The 12,720-nt window shown below is 68.1% G+C and carries 9 protein-coding genes and 1 pseudogene; 6 read left to right on the top strand and 4 right to left on the bottom strand.

All coding sequences use genetic code 11. The features are described from left to right. Positions 1 to 397 precede the first annotated feature (397 nt). The 4 genes from OO57_RS40115 to OO57_RS35730 all read left to right on the top strand — a co-directional run bounded on the left by OO57_RS40115 (position 398) and on the right by OO57_RS35730 (position 3,667). On the top strand, positions 398 to 1,468 hold the full coding sequence (locus OO57_RS40115) for a restriction endonuclease (RefSeq protein ID WP_051778680.1): 1,071 nt from the start codon (positions 398 to 400) through the stop codon (positions 1,466 to 1,468). A 448-nt stretch (positions 1,469 to 1,916) separates the two neighbouring features. After that, entirely contained in the window at positions 1,917 to 2,090 is a 174-nt protein-coding gene (locus OO57_RS35740) for a hypothetical protein (RefSeq protein WP_158715354.1), read from the top strand. 153 nt (positions 2,091 to 2,243) lie between these two features. Next, positions 2,244 to 2,660 carry a hypothetical protein gene (locus tag OO57_RS35735; protein WP_033256965.1) on the top strand — a complete coding sequence of 139 codons (417 nt, stop codon included), beginning with the start codon at positions 2,244 to 2,246 and terminating at the stop codon, positions 2,658 to 2,660. 188 nt (positions 2,661 to 2,848) lie between these two features. After that, positions 2,849 to 3,667, top strand: coding sequence for an SAM-dependent methyltransferase (locus OO57_RS35730; RefSeq protein ID WP_033256964.1), 819 nt, complete (start codon positions 2,849 to 2,851; stop codon positions 3,665 to 3,667). A gap of 38 nt (positions 3,668 to 3,705) precedes the next feature. On the opposite strand, the gene OO57_RS35725 is transcribed toward OO57_RS35730, so the two are convergent. The 4 genes from OO57_RS35725 to mycP all read right to left on the bottom strand — a co-directional run bounded on the left by OO57_RS35725 (position 3,706) and on the right by mycP (position 8,148). Then, positions 3,706 to 4,680 (bottom strand): Scr1 family TA system antitoxin-like transcriptional regulator, encoded by a 975-nt coding sequence (locus tag OO57_RS35725; RefSeq protein ID WP_158715353.1) that lies wholly within the window; start codon positions 4,678 to 4,680, stop codon positions 3,706 to 3,708. Positions 4,681 to 4,796: 116 nt separating this feature from the next. Then, positions 4,797 to 5,015 (bottom strand): DUF397 domain-containing protein, encoded by a 219-nt coding sequence (locus OO57_RS35720; protein WP_033256968.1) that lies wholly within the window; start codon positions 5,013 to 5,015, stop codon positions 4,797 to 4,799. Between the two features lie 1,248 nt (positions 5,016 to 6,263). After that, the gene (locus OO57_RS35715; RefSeq protein WP_033256962.1) at positions 6,264 to 6,794 is read right to left on the bottom strand and encodes a hypothetical protein; all 531 of its coding nucleotides are present in this window, start codon (positions 6,792 to 6,794) and stop codon (positions 6,264 to 6,266) included. A 163-nt stretch (positions 6,795 to 6,957) separates the two neighbouring features. Beyond that, positions 6,958 to 8,148 carry a type VII secretion-associated serine protease mycosin gene (mycP, locus tag OO57_RS35710; RefSeq protein ID WP_051778679.1) on the bottom strand — a complete coding sequence of 397 codons (1,191 nt, stop codon included), beginning with the start codon at positions 8,146 to 8,148 and terminating at the stop codon, positions 6,958 to 6,960. 511 nt (positions 8,149 to 8,659) lie between these two features. On the opposite strand from mycP, the pseudogene OO57_RS47510 reads away from it, so the two are divergent. Both OO57_RS47510 and OO57_RS47505 read left to right on the top strand, forming a co-directional pair. Next, a pseudogene (locus tag OO57_RS47510) lies at positions 8,660 to 11,206 on the top strand (DNRLRE domain-containing protein); the annotation flags it as partial. A 463-nt stretch (positions 11,207 to 11,669) separates the two neighbouring features. Next, the coding region (locus tag OO57_RS47505) for a LamG-like jellyroll fold domain-containing protein (RefSeq protein ID WP_418909940.1) at positions 11,670 to 12,720 on the top strand (1,051 nt) is incomplete at its 3' end.

The following is a 12,720-nucleotide window of genomic DNA, read 5'->3' as shown; positions in this document are numbered from 1 at the left end:
CGGCACCACCCGCTGGAACAACTCCCACAACTCGTCCGGCACCAGACGCTCCACGATCAGCACGCGAGCAGCCTACAAGCCCAAATGAGATGACTTCTTGGTGGTGGCGGCGGTCGGACCCGACGAGACGGTGCTCTGGGTTCTTGCCGACGTCCGAGGCAACAACCAGGACCCGGCCCCGCTCCTCGTCAACGTGAAGGTCACCGCGCAGCTCTGAGCACGGCCTACGGCAGGTGTGCCGACGCTGCGGTGCGGAACGGGCTCAGGCCCGTGACAGCCCCGGAGCGTTCGGGTCCCGGCCTCGTCGGTTGCCCGGCCTGTCGGGGCGGTTGACATCGCGTCAGCTACATGGAGTAACTGGATCGCGGCTCGCGGATACTCTTCGTACGGTTTGTGCGTGATCATCGAACGCGGCACCGATGGGGTGCTCATCAACGTGCGGCCGACGGCGACCACCGGCCGTGTGAGCCCGGTTCGCTACAAGCACCCGAGACTGCGCGCTGACGTCGGCTACTACCTCGGCAAGGTCAGCAGCGACGACCTCCTTGCCGCGGTCCTGTGGACCGCAGAGGCCGTGACCTGCCGATGGGCGCTCGACGCGATGGCAGAGGACCGCCGCCGGCTCTCCGAGGAGATCCAGGCTGCCGAGCAGAAGCTGGGCAGCCCACTGCGCGCCTCTATCCTCCGCGAGGTGACAGTGGAGCTGACCCGGTATCTCGCGAGCTTGAAGCATGCCCATCGCACAGTCGAGCAGGCCCACGACCGGGCCGAGGAACTGTTCGCGAAACTGCGTCGGCACTTCGGGGAAGACCCGGTGGAATTCATGGCATCGGGTCGGCAGGAGGGCGAGGCGAACACCATCTTCACCCTGCTCGACGAGGCGGCCGAGGCCGTCGTCCGAGCGAACGATAGCTTGGCGACCTACAACTCGGCATGCGCCCAGCTAATCGAGACGGCCGTGCGCCGGGAGGCGTTCGCCGAGACGGAGGCGAGCTTGCAGGTCGAGCAGTACGCCAGGTTGAACGGGCCGGGCCTGGAGCGTCTGGCGGCGCGGCTGCTGGAGCGCGACGGCCTGACCGTGCTGCGCTCGGCGGGCGGATCAGGAGACCAGGGCGTGGACGTCATCGGCCGCCTGCCCAGTGGGGAATTGGTCGCGATCCAGAGCAAGTACCGCCATCAGAAGTCGGTCGAAGCGGAGATCGTCTACGCGCTGAACGGATCCGCCCGCCAACTCCACGGAGCCTCCCACGCTGTCGTGCTGACCAACACGAAGTTCACCGACCAGGCCAGGCGGGACGCGGAGAGGTTGGACATCTGGTTGGTCGACGGGGACGCCCTGACCGCGTGGGCCACCTGGGGCGACACCCTGTACGACGTCACTGGCATCCCCGAGGCGCCGGCAGCCCCGGCCACCGTGCTGGAGCCTGCTGATCTCGCCGTACCGGCGGAGATGGCTGCTGGCGGTTAGAGCGCGGGTTCGGCGGGGTGGGCACGGTCGGTCCTGCGGGGTGCCTCAGGGCCTGCCGGGCACCCGGGGTCTGCGGGACGCCCGGCCGCAGGGACGGGCGTCTGTCTGGGGAGTGCGGCTTTCGAACTGGCGCCCCCGCGTCCGTTCTCGATCGCGGATGAGCGGGATCGGATCCTTGTTCGGCAGTATTTATCCGCTGAAACGCGGGCAATTGCGTGAGCCTTCTCAGGGCGACTGGAGGCATGTCGGCACGCTACGTTTCAGTTCAACGGCCTTGCCCCGCAGTGGGGTTGCCCCGCCCGGTGTCATCACCACCGGGACGGGGCTGTTCGGGCCAGTCACGGAGGTATTGCCACCCATGTATGACCGACCCGCTTTTGGACGGGCCCTGCCCGAGGTGTTCACCCACGCTACCAGGGGTGAGGGCCCCTTCGCGGGATTGCGCGAAGTGCGTGCCTGGCGCGGGGCGGTGCAACTGCACGCCGTCCTCGCCCCGTTGGTGCTCGCCTGGGCGCTTCTGTCGCCCGCCGAGACCGAGTGGGCGCGTGCGGCGCTGATCCTCGGTGTGCTGAGGATGTGCCGCAGCACCGACATCGAGTGGATCCGGGCCCGCCGGTTCTGACCCCGGCCCCGCAGGCCGGTCCGGGCGCCAGCCGGTGCCCGGACCGGCCGCCGCACTCACTCTCTCCCCGCGCCCCCGCGCGCGCCCTCGCGCCCCTGCCCGCGCCCGCGGCCCAGTATGCCCTTCCCGAACTCGACGCCGAACGGAGCCCCGGTGTCCATAGACCCTGTCGGCTACGCCGCCTTCGTCGAACTCCACCACGGCCTCTACGAGAAGTACGCGCGGGCGCGCCTGGGCGACGCCGGCCTTGCCGAGCAGGTCGTCGCGCTCGTCCTTCGCCGGACGGAGGCGAACTGGGCGTGGGCGCTGCGCGACGATCCGGCGGCCTTCGCCTGGCGGTCCCTGTGCGAGGCCGTCACCCTGGCCCGCAAGGACGCGCCGACCTCCCCGTTGGACGGACTTCGCCGCGATCTACCTGACCGGGCCGCTGATGCCGCGATCCTGCACGAGTCCCTCGGCCTGGAGCCGGCCGACGCGGCCGCGCTGATGGGCTTGGAAGAGCCCGCGGTGCACGCCCAGCTGCAGGCCGCACGCCGCTGGCGGGCCGACCGCGATGCCGGGAGTGCCTGACACCCGGCCCAACGCCCTGGCGAGCTTGGCGAACCGTCTGTCCGTACCCAGGGTTCGCCAGGCTATTCGCCATGCTTCGCCACCTTCACCCACGCGTGTGGTTCCGGCTTTTCATGTCCCGGCATAGTATGACGACGCGTCACAATTGCTTGCTGGCAGGAACGTTCGTCTCACACAGGGGGTAGCGGATGGATCGGGACGAGGCCAGCTGGCAGGATCCAGTCGACAGACGCACGCCAAGCGCGGCGCGCATGTACGACTACCTTCTCGGCGGGAACCGCAACTACGCGTCCGACCGCAAGGCGGTCGAGGAGCTGCTGAGGACTGCGCCGAGCAGTCGTGAACTGGCGCTCAACAACCGCAGCTTCCTGATCCGGGTGGTGCGCTACATCGCCCTGCAGTACGGCGTCCGGCAGTTCATCGACCACGGTTCGGGCCTGCCCACCCAGAGCAACGTGCACGAGGTTGCCGAAACCGTTCACCCGGACGCGAAGGTGATCTACGTCGACAACGACCCGATGGTCCTCGGCTACGGCAAGACGGTACTGGACGAGAGTCCGAACGCGGTGATCCTCAACGCCGACATGACCGACACCCCCGCGATAGTGGCCGGCCTCAAGGACCGCATCGACCTGAGGGAGCCGGTCGCCGCACTGTTCGTCTCCGTGCTCCACTGCATCGCCGACAACAAAGACCCCAAGGGCATGATCGAGCGCACGGTGGCCATGCTCCCCAAAGGCAGCGTCGTGGTGATCTGCCAGTTGGTCAGCGAAGACGTCGGCGTCCGCGACACGGTGACCGAGCTGATGCGGCAGCAGACCGGCGGCAAGTGGGGGCGCGTGCGGACCAAGGCCGAGGTACGGGACTTCTTCGACATCGACCGGCTCGCCATCGAAGAGCCTCCCGGCCTGCTGGATGTCACCGACTGGCGCCCCGACGGGCACGCCCCCGCCCGGCAGGAGACCCTGGAGTGGATCGAGTACGGGGGGCTCGCCCGGGTCCTGTGAATCCGAGCGAGCCCTCCGCCTGCTGGCCCGGGTCGGCCCTATCGCAGACGGAACTTGGTCTCCAGCAGGGCGTTCTCGATGATCAAGCGGCTCTCCCGGCGGTTGGGAGCGAGCGTGATCACGTCGTCGATGACATCGTCGAGGTCCACGTAGTCGAGGTCCGCCGCCTCTTCGCTGCCGGGCAGCGAGCTGCGGTGGAAGGACGCTTGGCGGCCCGTCTCGTTGTAGATGACGTCCGGCACTTGGTCGGTGAGGGAGTGGCGGAACCCGAGCCGGGCCAGGGTGCTGAACGCGACGGCCTGCGGGAAGCGCCGGTTCATCACCCGGATACCGATCGGCAGGACGCGGTTGTCGATCAGGTCGAGCATCAGCTGCAGTTGGTCGGCCTGCACCTCCGGGTGACCGAAATCCCGGTAGAGCAAGCCCTCGTCGATGAAGAACCTCGCCATGGTCTGCTTCGCGGCCAGCCGCTCGGCGAGCCGGTGACCGCGTTCGCCCCGGAGGCCGACGACCACGTTCTGCATCCCGGCGTCGCGCAGGCTGGCCGGCAAGGTGAAGCGGGCGGCAAGCCGGGCGTATGCCTTGGTCTGGAGCTGCCCGGGGAACGCCTCGCGGTCCAGGAAGTATGCCTCGGTCGCCGACTCCTCCAACGATGCCAGCCGCAGGATCGAGTCGGTCACCACCTCCCGGTGCCCGCTGCGGAACCTGGAGGCCCAGCCCTCCTTCGACGCGGCGACCGCCAGGTCGAGCAGGTGGTCGTAGTACTCGCCCGGCGCCACGCCCAGGGCCTCCAGGACGATGGCGACCACGTGCGGCTTGTCGATGCGCACCTCGCCGCGCTCCAGGCGGCTGTAGTAGGAGGCGCTGACCCTCTTGTTGGTCGCCTCCACCACCTCGTTCTGCTTGCGCTTCCCGCGCGCGAGCTCCAGGTGAGCGCCCAGGACCAGGGCGGACTCCGCCCAGGGTCGGCCCGTGCCGCCCCCACGGCTCGGAAGAGATGTGTCGATGGGCATCAGGCCCCCCAAGTGCGTGCTCTATCTCAGCGGTTGAGCTGACCGGATGAATTTTACACAAGGGGGGACCGAATGCATGTCAATCAGCTAAACGGGAACCCGGTCCAGACCGGTGATCAGGCGGCCAGGTGGTCGAATTCCCCCTTCTTGGCACCGTCCAGCAGCGCGTCGATCTCGGGGCGGGTGAACACCAGGGCAGGGCCCTCCGGGAATCGGCTGTTGCGCATCGCCACTGTTCCGTCGTCCAGTGGACGCAGCTCCACGCACGAACCGGTACCCGCGCTACGCAGGGCTTTCTGCCACGCCCCCTCTGCTTCGATGCTGTTCGCCGCCATGCCGTTGAAGATCTCCACCGCGAGCCCTCCTCCATGATCGAATGTCGCGCCACCCCCATTGATCTTATTAATGGGGCCCTTTCGGGGCGCTGCGCAATCCCGTGCGGGATTGCGCAGGCCGAGCGAGATGAATCATTCACCGTTGCCAGCAGGAAAAACCACTACACGATGGAGTGAATGCCAGCGGATTCTGCACATCTATGACCGTTCTACGATCACACCCGCCGCTCTTGTGATGGTTGCCCACGAGGCGGTGATCGCCGCTTCGAGGCGATCGACTGCCGCTTCCCGGCAGCCGCCCGATCAAGCTGGTCGTCCAGGACATCCGGCTGCAACTCCACCGGCGGCACGGCCTACACAGGCTCGTCGGTCCCGGTCAGCGTCGTCCCGTTCAGGGGTGGCCTCGCGCCACGTCCCGTAGGTCCGTGGGCGCCTGCCGGTGCGTTCCTGCATGATCTCGTCGGCGATGATCCACGCGGCGGCCGCCCGGTCGTCGGGGGTGCCGGAGAGGGTCACGACGAGCTCCCAGCGACACTTCTGGTCTGTTCCTCGGGGCTTCCGTTGCACCAGATCTGCCACCCGCCCGCCGACAGCCGTCGCACGGGCCAGAGCCCGTGCGGGCGAAACGTCCACCACCCGAACCCCCTGCTCGTCCCAGACCGCTCACACCGTACCGGGTGAGTGCGAGGGCCGAGGCGGCCCTCGGCAAGGTGACCCTATCCATCGTCCATGTCAGTCCGGCAGCAGCCAACTCGTGTTCGCGTGCCTGATCGACGGAGTGGTGGGCGCCGCGTGGCGCGGAGGTCCGTCAGTCCTCTAGTAACTGGCTTGAAGCAAGATCGTCCGCACAAGGTCGGCGGAGTGGTGGCCGCTCTCTCTGGCCTGTCCCGTCTCAGTGGTGACCGTCCCTCGGCAACCGGCGGGGGCCCGGAGTCAGGCCACCTGTCGGTCTTGGCTGTGCGGCTAGGGGAGCGAAGCCAGAAGGCGGCTGGCCCATGTCCTTTCACTGCCGGTTCGTGTCCGTCGCTGGCTCAGAGCCGTCAGGAGGCGTATCCCCATCTACCGACAGACAGGCAAGTATGCTCGCAGTATCAACGGATTCTTCCCCCGACTGCGGCACACCGATGTCGACTTCGCCACTGCCCTGCTCGCCGACGAGACGACCCGGCTGACGTTGCTCGTCTCGCAAGTGGCCGACTACTGGCCGCACCGCTGGCGGCGGTCCAACAGGCCGACACTGTAAGCGTGTTACGAGTGTTCCGTGACGAGGTCACGGACGTTCTGGCCGAGGCGGTCCGGAAGCTGATCGGAGGTCAACGCGGTCGTGCCCTTGAGATCAGTCCCGGCTGGCGGGTCGATGGCGACGAAGCGGACGTGCGGCGCATCCTTGACGATGCTGGGCAGCGCGCGGTCAAAGGCCGCGCCAGCAGTGACGACCATGGTGCAGCGCTGGGCGACCAGACCGGCTAGGTAGGGAACGGCCTCGGCTGTGTCCTTGGCAGGTACCACGAGTTGCTGCACATTGACCTGGCTGTCCTGGCCGGACTGTTGGAGCACCGTCCAGGTGTGCTGAACTATCTGCGCCGAAGCCACGGAGTCGTCGGCAGCCAGGCACACCGACGGGCGGCCCGAGTAGTCGTTCGCCGTGACCTTCGCCAGAGGATCGCCGTCGGTGCCAGGCCATAGCCAGATCGTCAGAGATGCTCCGAGCAATACAACGGTGGTTGCGGCAGCCAGGACGAGACCGCGGGAGGTGCGCAGGGAAAAGGATACCTTCACGGGACCATCGGTTCCTGTACGTCGTGCGAGCGGAATGCGAAGCCGTCCGGGCTGGATCGCTCCAGGTTGGGATAGTTTTCAGGCTTGAGACCCGGACTAATTTCGGCCGACTATTTTGGTCGGCAGGGATATTTTGGCCGAAGAAAAATTTTCGGCTCCCAGTTCACTGTCCGGATTGTCTGGCTGAAGTCTTGCCATTCGCCTTGACTTTAGGTGAACGCTTCGGTGTCAGCTGCGGAGAGTTCTTTCCTGGCGCGCGCGGCGTTGGCGAGACCGGTACCTTGACCGTCCTGGCGCTCCGCCGCCACAGGAAGGCCGTACCTGCGGCGGCGCTCAGTGCGAGCAGGGCACCCACGGTCCAGAGGGGCCGGGGTGACCGGCTCGGGGCAGAAGCCTTGGGGTGGGCGGCAGCAGGGGAAGCCAGGGGATTGCTCAGGTCGCTGGTGGGGACGTCCACGGTCAGGGCGGAGAGCGGGTCGAGCAGGCCGTAGCCGAAGCGGGCGTCCGGTGCGGCACGGTGTTCTTTGGTGCCGGTGATGATGCGACGTACCACTTGGCCCTGGGTCAGTTGCGGCCACCGCGAGCGAATCAGAGCGGCGGTGGCGGAGACGTAGGCGGCCGCGTAGCTGGTGCCCTCGGCGTGGACGTATTGGCCTTGGTCGTTGGTCGAGTAGACGTCACTGGCCGGGGCGGCCACGGCCACGCTCGCACCGGATTCGCTGGGAGCCCAGAACGAGCCGTCCTGGTTGACTCCGGAGACCGACAGCACACCGGGGAACGCGGCCGGGTACTGAACTGGATTGCCCTTCTCGCCTTCGTTTCCAGCAGAGGCGACCACGACCGCGTCCTGGCGCAGGGCGTACGCCACGGCCTGCTTCAGCAGCGGATCGGGGCTCTCCGTTCCGATCGAGACGTTGACGATCTTCGCGCCGTGGTCGACGGCCCAGACGATGCCCTGCGCCACCGTGGAGGGCGAAACCTGGTCGTCTGCGGTCACCTTGACGGGCAGGATCTTCGCACCGGGAGCCAGTCCCGTCATGCCCTGGCCGTCGGCACCACCGGTGCCGGCGATGATTCCGGATACCGCGGTGCCGTGCGAGTCGCCGGAGGTGTCACTGCGGCCGTCCCCGCCGTCGCCCAGCAGGCTGGTGCCTGGCAGGACCTGTCCGGCCAGATCCGGGTGTGAGGCGGCGACGCCGCTGTCCACCACGGCGATTGTCACGCCGTCGCCGCGGGAGAGCGCCCAGGTCTTGTCCGCTTGGAAGTGCTGTGCGTCCAGTGGCCACTCGCTGCCGCGGATCGGATCGGAGGCTATAGCCGGCCCGATCGTTGCCGCCCAGAGCACGACAGTCACTGCTGCACCGGCTGTTCGGCTGCGCCAACGGACTGACACGAACCCTTCCCTCCCTGTACGCACCAAGGACTTTCGGCCAGGTTAGTCCGGTGAATTCCAGCCAATCCGATCGGACGGCGGGACATGATCCTACAGAAGGGGAGGTGGCGGCCGGAAGACCCGATTTTGAGTGTCTGTCGACCTGGGAATCCCGAGCGTCTCGCATGATGACCTCATGAGTAAAGAATTGGCAATATTATTCTGGTCATAGGTGGCCGCAGATGCCGAAAACGGGCAATTCGCTTCGGTCTCCTTCTGGACGGTTCATGTGTGCGAACGGTAAGTATTCGCGGTCCGCCCTGTGTGGGTGCGGTCCCGTGAATCGGTCCAGGGGAGATCCGACGTGCGTCGCCCGTCCGTGAAGTCCTTCGTCCAGCGTGTCGCCAGCCCGGGTCAGCCGTCGGCCAAGCGCCGCCCGGCCACACCCTCGGTCAAGGCTGGCCGCTGGCTCGCGGCGCTCGTCGGCTTGGCCATGGTGCAGACAGCCGTTGCCGAGCCCGCCGCGGCGTTCACTGCGCTGCAGAGCGAGAAGGCCGAGACGGCCCGCGCCGCGGCAGACACGCCCCGTCAGCTGGAGGGCAGCGCCGACGGGCATTCCGGCAGCGTGCCGACCTCGGCCACGTCCAGGTCGGGTGTCGGCGCGGGCAAGCACACCACAGCCCCGGGCGAGTTGCCCGCCGAAACACAGAGCAAGGGTGCCGAACCGCAGAGTTCGGACGACCCCAGGAAACCGGTGGCCGCCAAGGCCGTCGAGCCGCCGAGCGTCCCGCAGACGGGCAGCACGCCCGGCTCCCAGACGGAGAAGGACAAGAACCCGGCCTACCGGGGCCGGTCCTCCGCCGACACCACCCCGCTGCCCGGCCCCGCGGCGGAGGGGGCCGAGATCGTCGGCGCCCGCGACCGCGACTCCGCGACCTTCGCCAACCCGGACGGAACCAAGACCACCCGCGTCTACCCCCGCCCCGTCCACTACCGCAAGCCCGACGGCAGTTGGGCGAACATCGACACCAACTTCGCCCTGAACAGCGGCCGGTGGGCCGAGACAGCCAACGACTCGGGGATCTCCTTCGCCGCCCGGGCCGACGACAGCTCCCTGGTGACGCTGGCCCTCGACGCCAGCCACAAGGTCTCCTACGGGCTGCAGGGTGCCGCCCCCGTCAAGGCGACCGCCAGCGGCGACACGCTCACCTACCCGTCGGCGGCCGTCTCCACCGACGTCGTCTACAACGGCCTGGCCAGCGGGGTGAAGGAGACGCTCGTCCTGCACGACGCCAACGCCCCCACCAGCTGGACCTTCCCGCTCGACCTGACCGGTCTCACCCCAGCCGTCGCCGAGCAGGGCGACCTGCAGTTCAAGGACGCCTCCGGTGCCGTCCGGCTGACCATGCCGCACGGCAGCATGGAGGACGCGGCCGTCGACGCGCACAGTGGGCAGGGTGCCACCTCGATGGGGGTGACGTACTCGCTCACCGTTGTCGACGGAAAGCCTGCGCTGCGGATGGACCTGGACGCGGGCTGGCTGCACGACAAGGCCCGCGCCTACCCGGTCCGGGTCGACCCCACCAGCTCCGCCAAGGTGAACGCCGGGCAGACGACCTTCGTCGAGTCCGGTGCCGGTGGCTACAACGGCAATAACTCGGCAGCAGCCGAACTGCGTGTCGGCACCTACGACTACGGCGCCCACGTCGACAACAGCTACCTGTACTTCCCCGGAGTCGGCAGCACGCTGCACAAGCAGTTCGTCGTAGGCGCGAACCTTCACATCGTCAACACCCACTCGTGGGACTGCGGTTCGAACGCGGTCTACATCAACAAGATCGACAGCAGCTGGGACCCGGCCACGATCCACAACTTCCCCGGCCTGTCGATCGGCCAGCAACTAGCCGTCAACACCGCTTCCGCAGGCGCCGAGTGTTCCGCGGGCGTCCGGGACGAGGTGTTCCAGCTCGGCAGAAGCCAGCTCGACCCGGGCACCGCGCTGGTCAACAGCTGGGCCAACGACGGCAGCAACTACGGCCTGGCGATGACAGCCAGCTCCACCGACGTCAACAGCTGGAAGAAGTTCGACAGCGTCAACACTTCCTACCCGCCCTACCTGGAGATCACCTACTCCGACTGGGCCGCCACCTATGGCACCCCCACCTCCTACACGCCGCCGACCGCCACTCAGTCCGGCTCCGTGGCGCTGACCATGACCAACACGTCGGTGAACTGGTGGAACAGCACCTCGATGCAGGTCAAGCCCCGGTTCTACAACTCCTCTGGCACCGAGGTGTTCCCTGCGGCCAATGTGCCGCTCACCGGAGTGCCCGGCCTGGTCAGGACCGGTGACACCGTCACCTTCAACGCTGCCATCCCGCCGCTGCCCGCCGGGCAGAGCTACCAGATGTGCTGGGACGGCTACGTCGGCGGCACCACGTCGCTCTCCGACTCCTACAAGGTCCTGCAGGGCGCCTGTATTTGGGTCCAGTCCCAGAACATCAACCCCCAGATCGACAGTGCGCTCCCGCTCGGCAACACCCAGGTCGGCACCCTCACCCCAGAGCTGTACGCCACCGGCCACGACCCGGACAACTTTCCCGGCACCGGCGTCGACTACGACTTCAAGCTCTACACCGCCCCCGCTGCCGGCAGCCCGCAGCTGCTCGCCGAATCCGGCTGGCAGTCCGGTAACTCTTGGAAGGCCCCCACCGGCCTGCTGGCCTGGAACACCTCCTACTACTGGACGGTGAAGGCAGGCGACCACTTCGGGGAGAACCCGGAAAGCACGCCGATCCCGTTCAGCACCACTGTGCAGCAGCCGGTGATCACCTCGCGGATCGGTGGGGCAGTCGGCAACGGCACCACCCGCAGCTTCGACCCGCAGGCCGGCAACTACACCACCAGTGCCACGGACGCCGCAGTCGCCGCCGTCGGCCCTGCTCTCGCGGTCGGTCGCACCTACAACTCGCTGGACCCGCGCACCGGTTCGCTGTTCGGCTCGGGCTGGGCCACCGCCTACGACATGAGCGTCGTCCCGGACGGTGACGGCGACGGCGGTGTGGTTCTGACCGCGGGCAACGGCCGCACCGAGCGGTTCGGGCGCAACGACTTCCAGCTCACCCAGCTTGCCGGCGCGGGCGACCAGACCGGCGACGGCATCGACGACGCGGTCGCCGTCGACTCCAGCACCGGCAAGCTGTGGCTCTACCCGGGCCCGGACTTCTCCCAGGCCAAGCGCCGCCTGCTCGGCGATGGCTGGGGGGACCTGTCGCAGATCGCCGGCGGCGATGTCACCGGCGACGGTGTCGGAGACATCCTCGCGGTCGACAAGAGCGGCGCCCTCAAGCTCTACCCCGGCCGGACCAACAACAGCCCCGCCGCGCCGATCACCCTCGCCAGCAGCGGCTGGAACGCCATGACCGGCCTCACCTTCACCCCGCCGCTAACGGCCGACGGCAAGAAGGACCTCGTCGCGTTCGAGGCCTCCACCGGCCTCCTCTATGCCTACCCGGTTTCCTCGGACGGCACGATCGGCTCCGCTGTCCGCCTCACCGGGGCGATGTCCCTGGCCAGCGTCAAGGATCTGGCTGGTGGCGACTTCAACCACGACGGCCGCGGCGACCTCGTCGGCATCGACAGCTCCGGCAACCTGCTGCTCTACCCCGGCACCGGCAACGCCACCCTCGGTGGCTCCACCTTCGGCAATCCGGTCCAGCTCGGCACCGGCTGGCAGAACCTGCGCGACCTCGCCCCCGTCAACGGCCAGGCCGGAGACAGCGGAACGGACCTGCTGGCCGTCGACAAGGCCACCGGCATGCAATACCTGTACCACTCCGGCGGCACTACGCCGTGGTCGGCAGCTACGCGCACCACCACCGGCATGCCCGTCTACACCTCGCCCGCGGGCGAGTTCGAGACCCTGGCAGCGGTTCCTGGCGGCGGCTTCACCGTCGCCGACAAGACCGGTACCGTCCACCACCTACACCTACACCCCCGGCTCCCACCTGCGCTCGGCCGTCCTGGACGCCGCGCCCGTCTCCTACTGGCGCCTGGGCGAAGCCTCCGGCACCACGGCCAAGAGCGAGGCAGTCGCCAACCAGGGCACCGACAACGCCACCTACTCCGCCCAGGGCGTCACCCTTGGCACCGCCGGCCCCGGCGCGGGCAGCGGTGCGACCGCGGCGACCTTCAACGGCACCTCCGGCGTCGTCACCCTGCCCACCAGCCTCCTCGGCTCCTCCACCTACTCCGGTATCGGCCTGTGGTTCAAGACCACCGGCCAGGGCGTGCTGTTCGGCTACCAGGCCGGCGCCTTCCCCGCCGCCTCTACGACCAGCCCCTACACGCCGGCCCTGTACGTCGGCACCTCTGGCAAGCTCTACGGCGAGCTCTGGAACGGCTGGGTCAACCCGATCGCCTCCACGAACCCGGTCAACGACGGCCAGTGGCACTACGCCCTGCTCACCGGAGCAGGCGACACCCAGACCCTCTACCTCGACGGCGCCGCCCAGGGCACCCGCAGCGGCCAGATCGTCGCCCCCGGCCAGCGCG

This window comes from Kitasatospora phosalacinea (assembly GCF_000717185.1).
In the GTDB taxonomy this organism is placed as follows: domain Bacteria; phylum Actinomycetota; class Actinomycetes; order Streptomycetales; family Streptomycetaceae; genus Kitasatospora; species Kitasatospora phosalacinea_A.
This window is presented reverse-complemented; position numbering and strand designations above follow the sequence as displayed.

Bases quoted from the DNA above. Each gene is read 5' to 3' on its own strand.
- OO57_RS35730 (WP_033256964.1), top strand. From the start codon at position 2,849: ATGGATCGGGACGAGGCCAGCTGGCAGGATCCAGTCGACAGACGCACG.
- OO57_RS35725 (WP_158715353.1), bottom strand. From the start codon at position 4,680: ATGCCCATCGACACATCTCTTCCGAGCCGTGGGGGCGGCACGGGCCGA.
- OO57_RS35720 (WP_033256968.1), bottom strand. From the start codon at position 5,015: ATGGCGGCGAACAGCATCGAAGCAGAGGGGGCGTGGCAGAAAGCCCTG.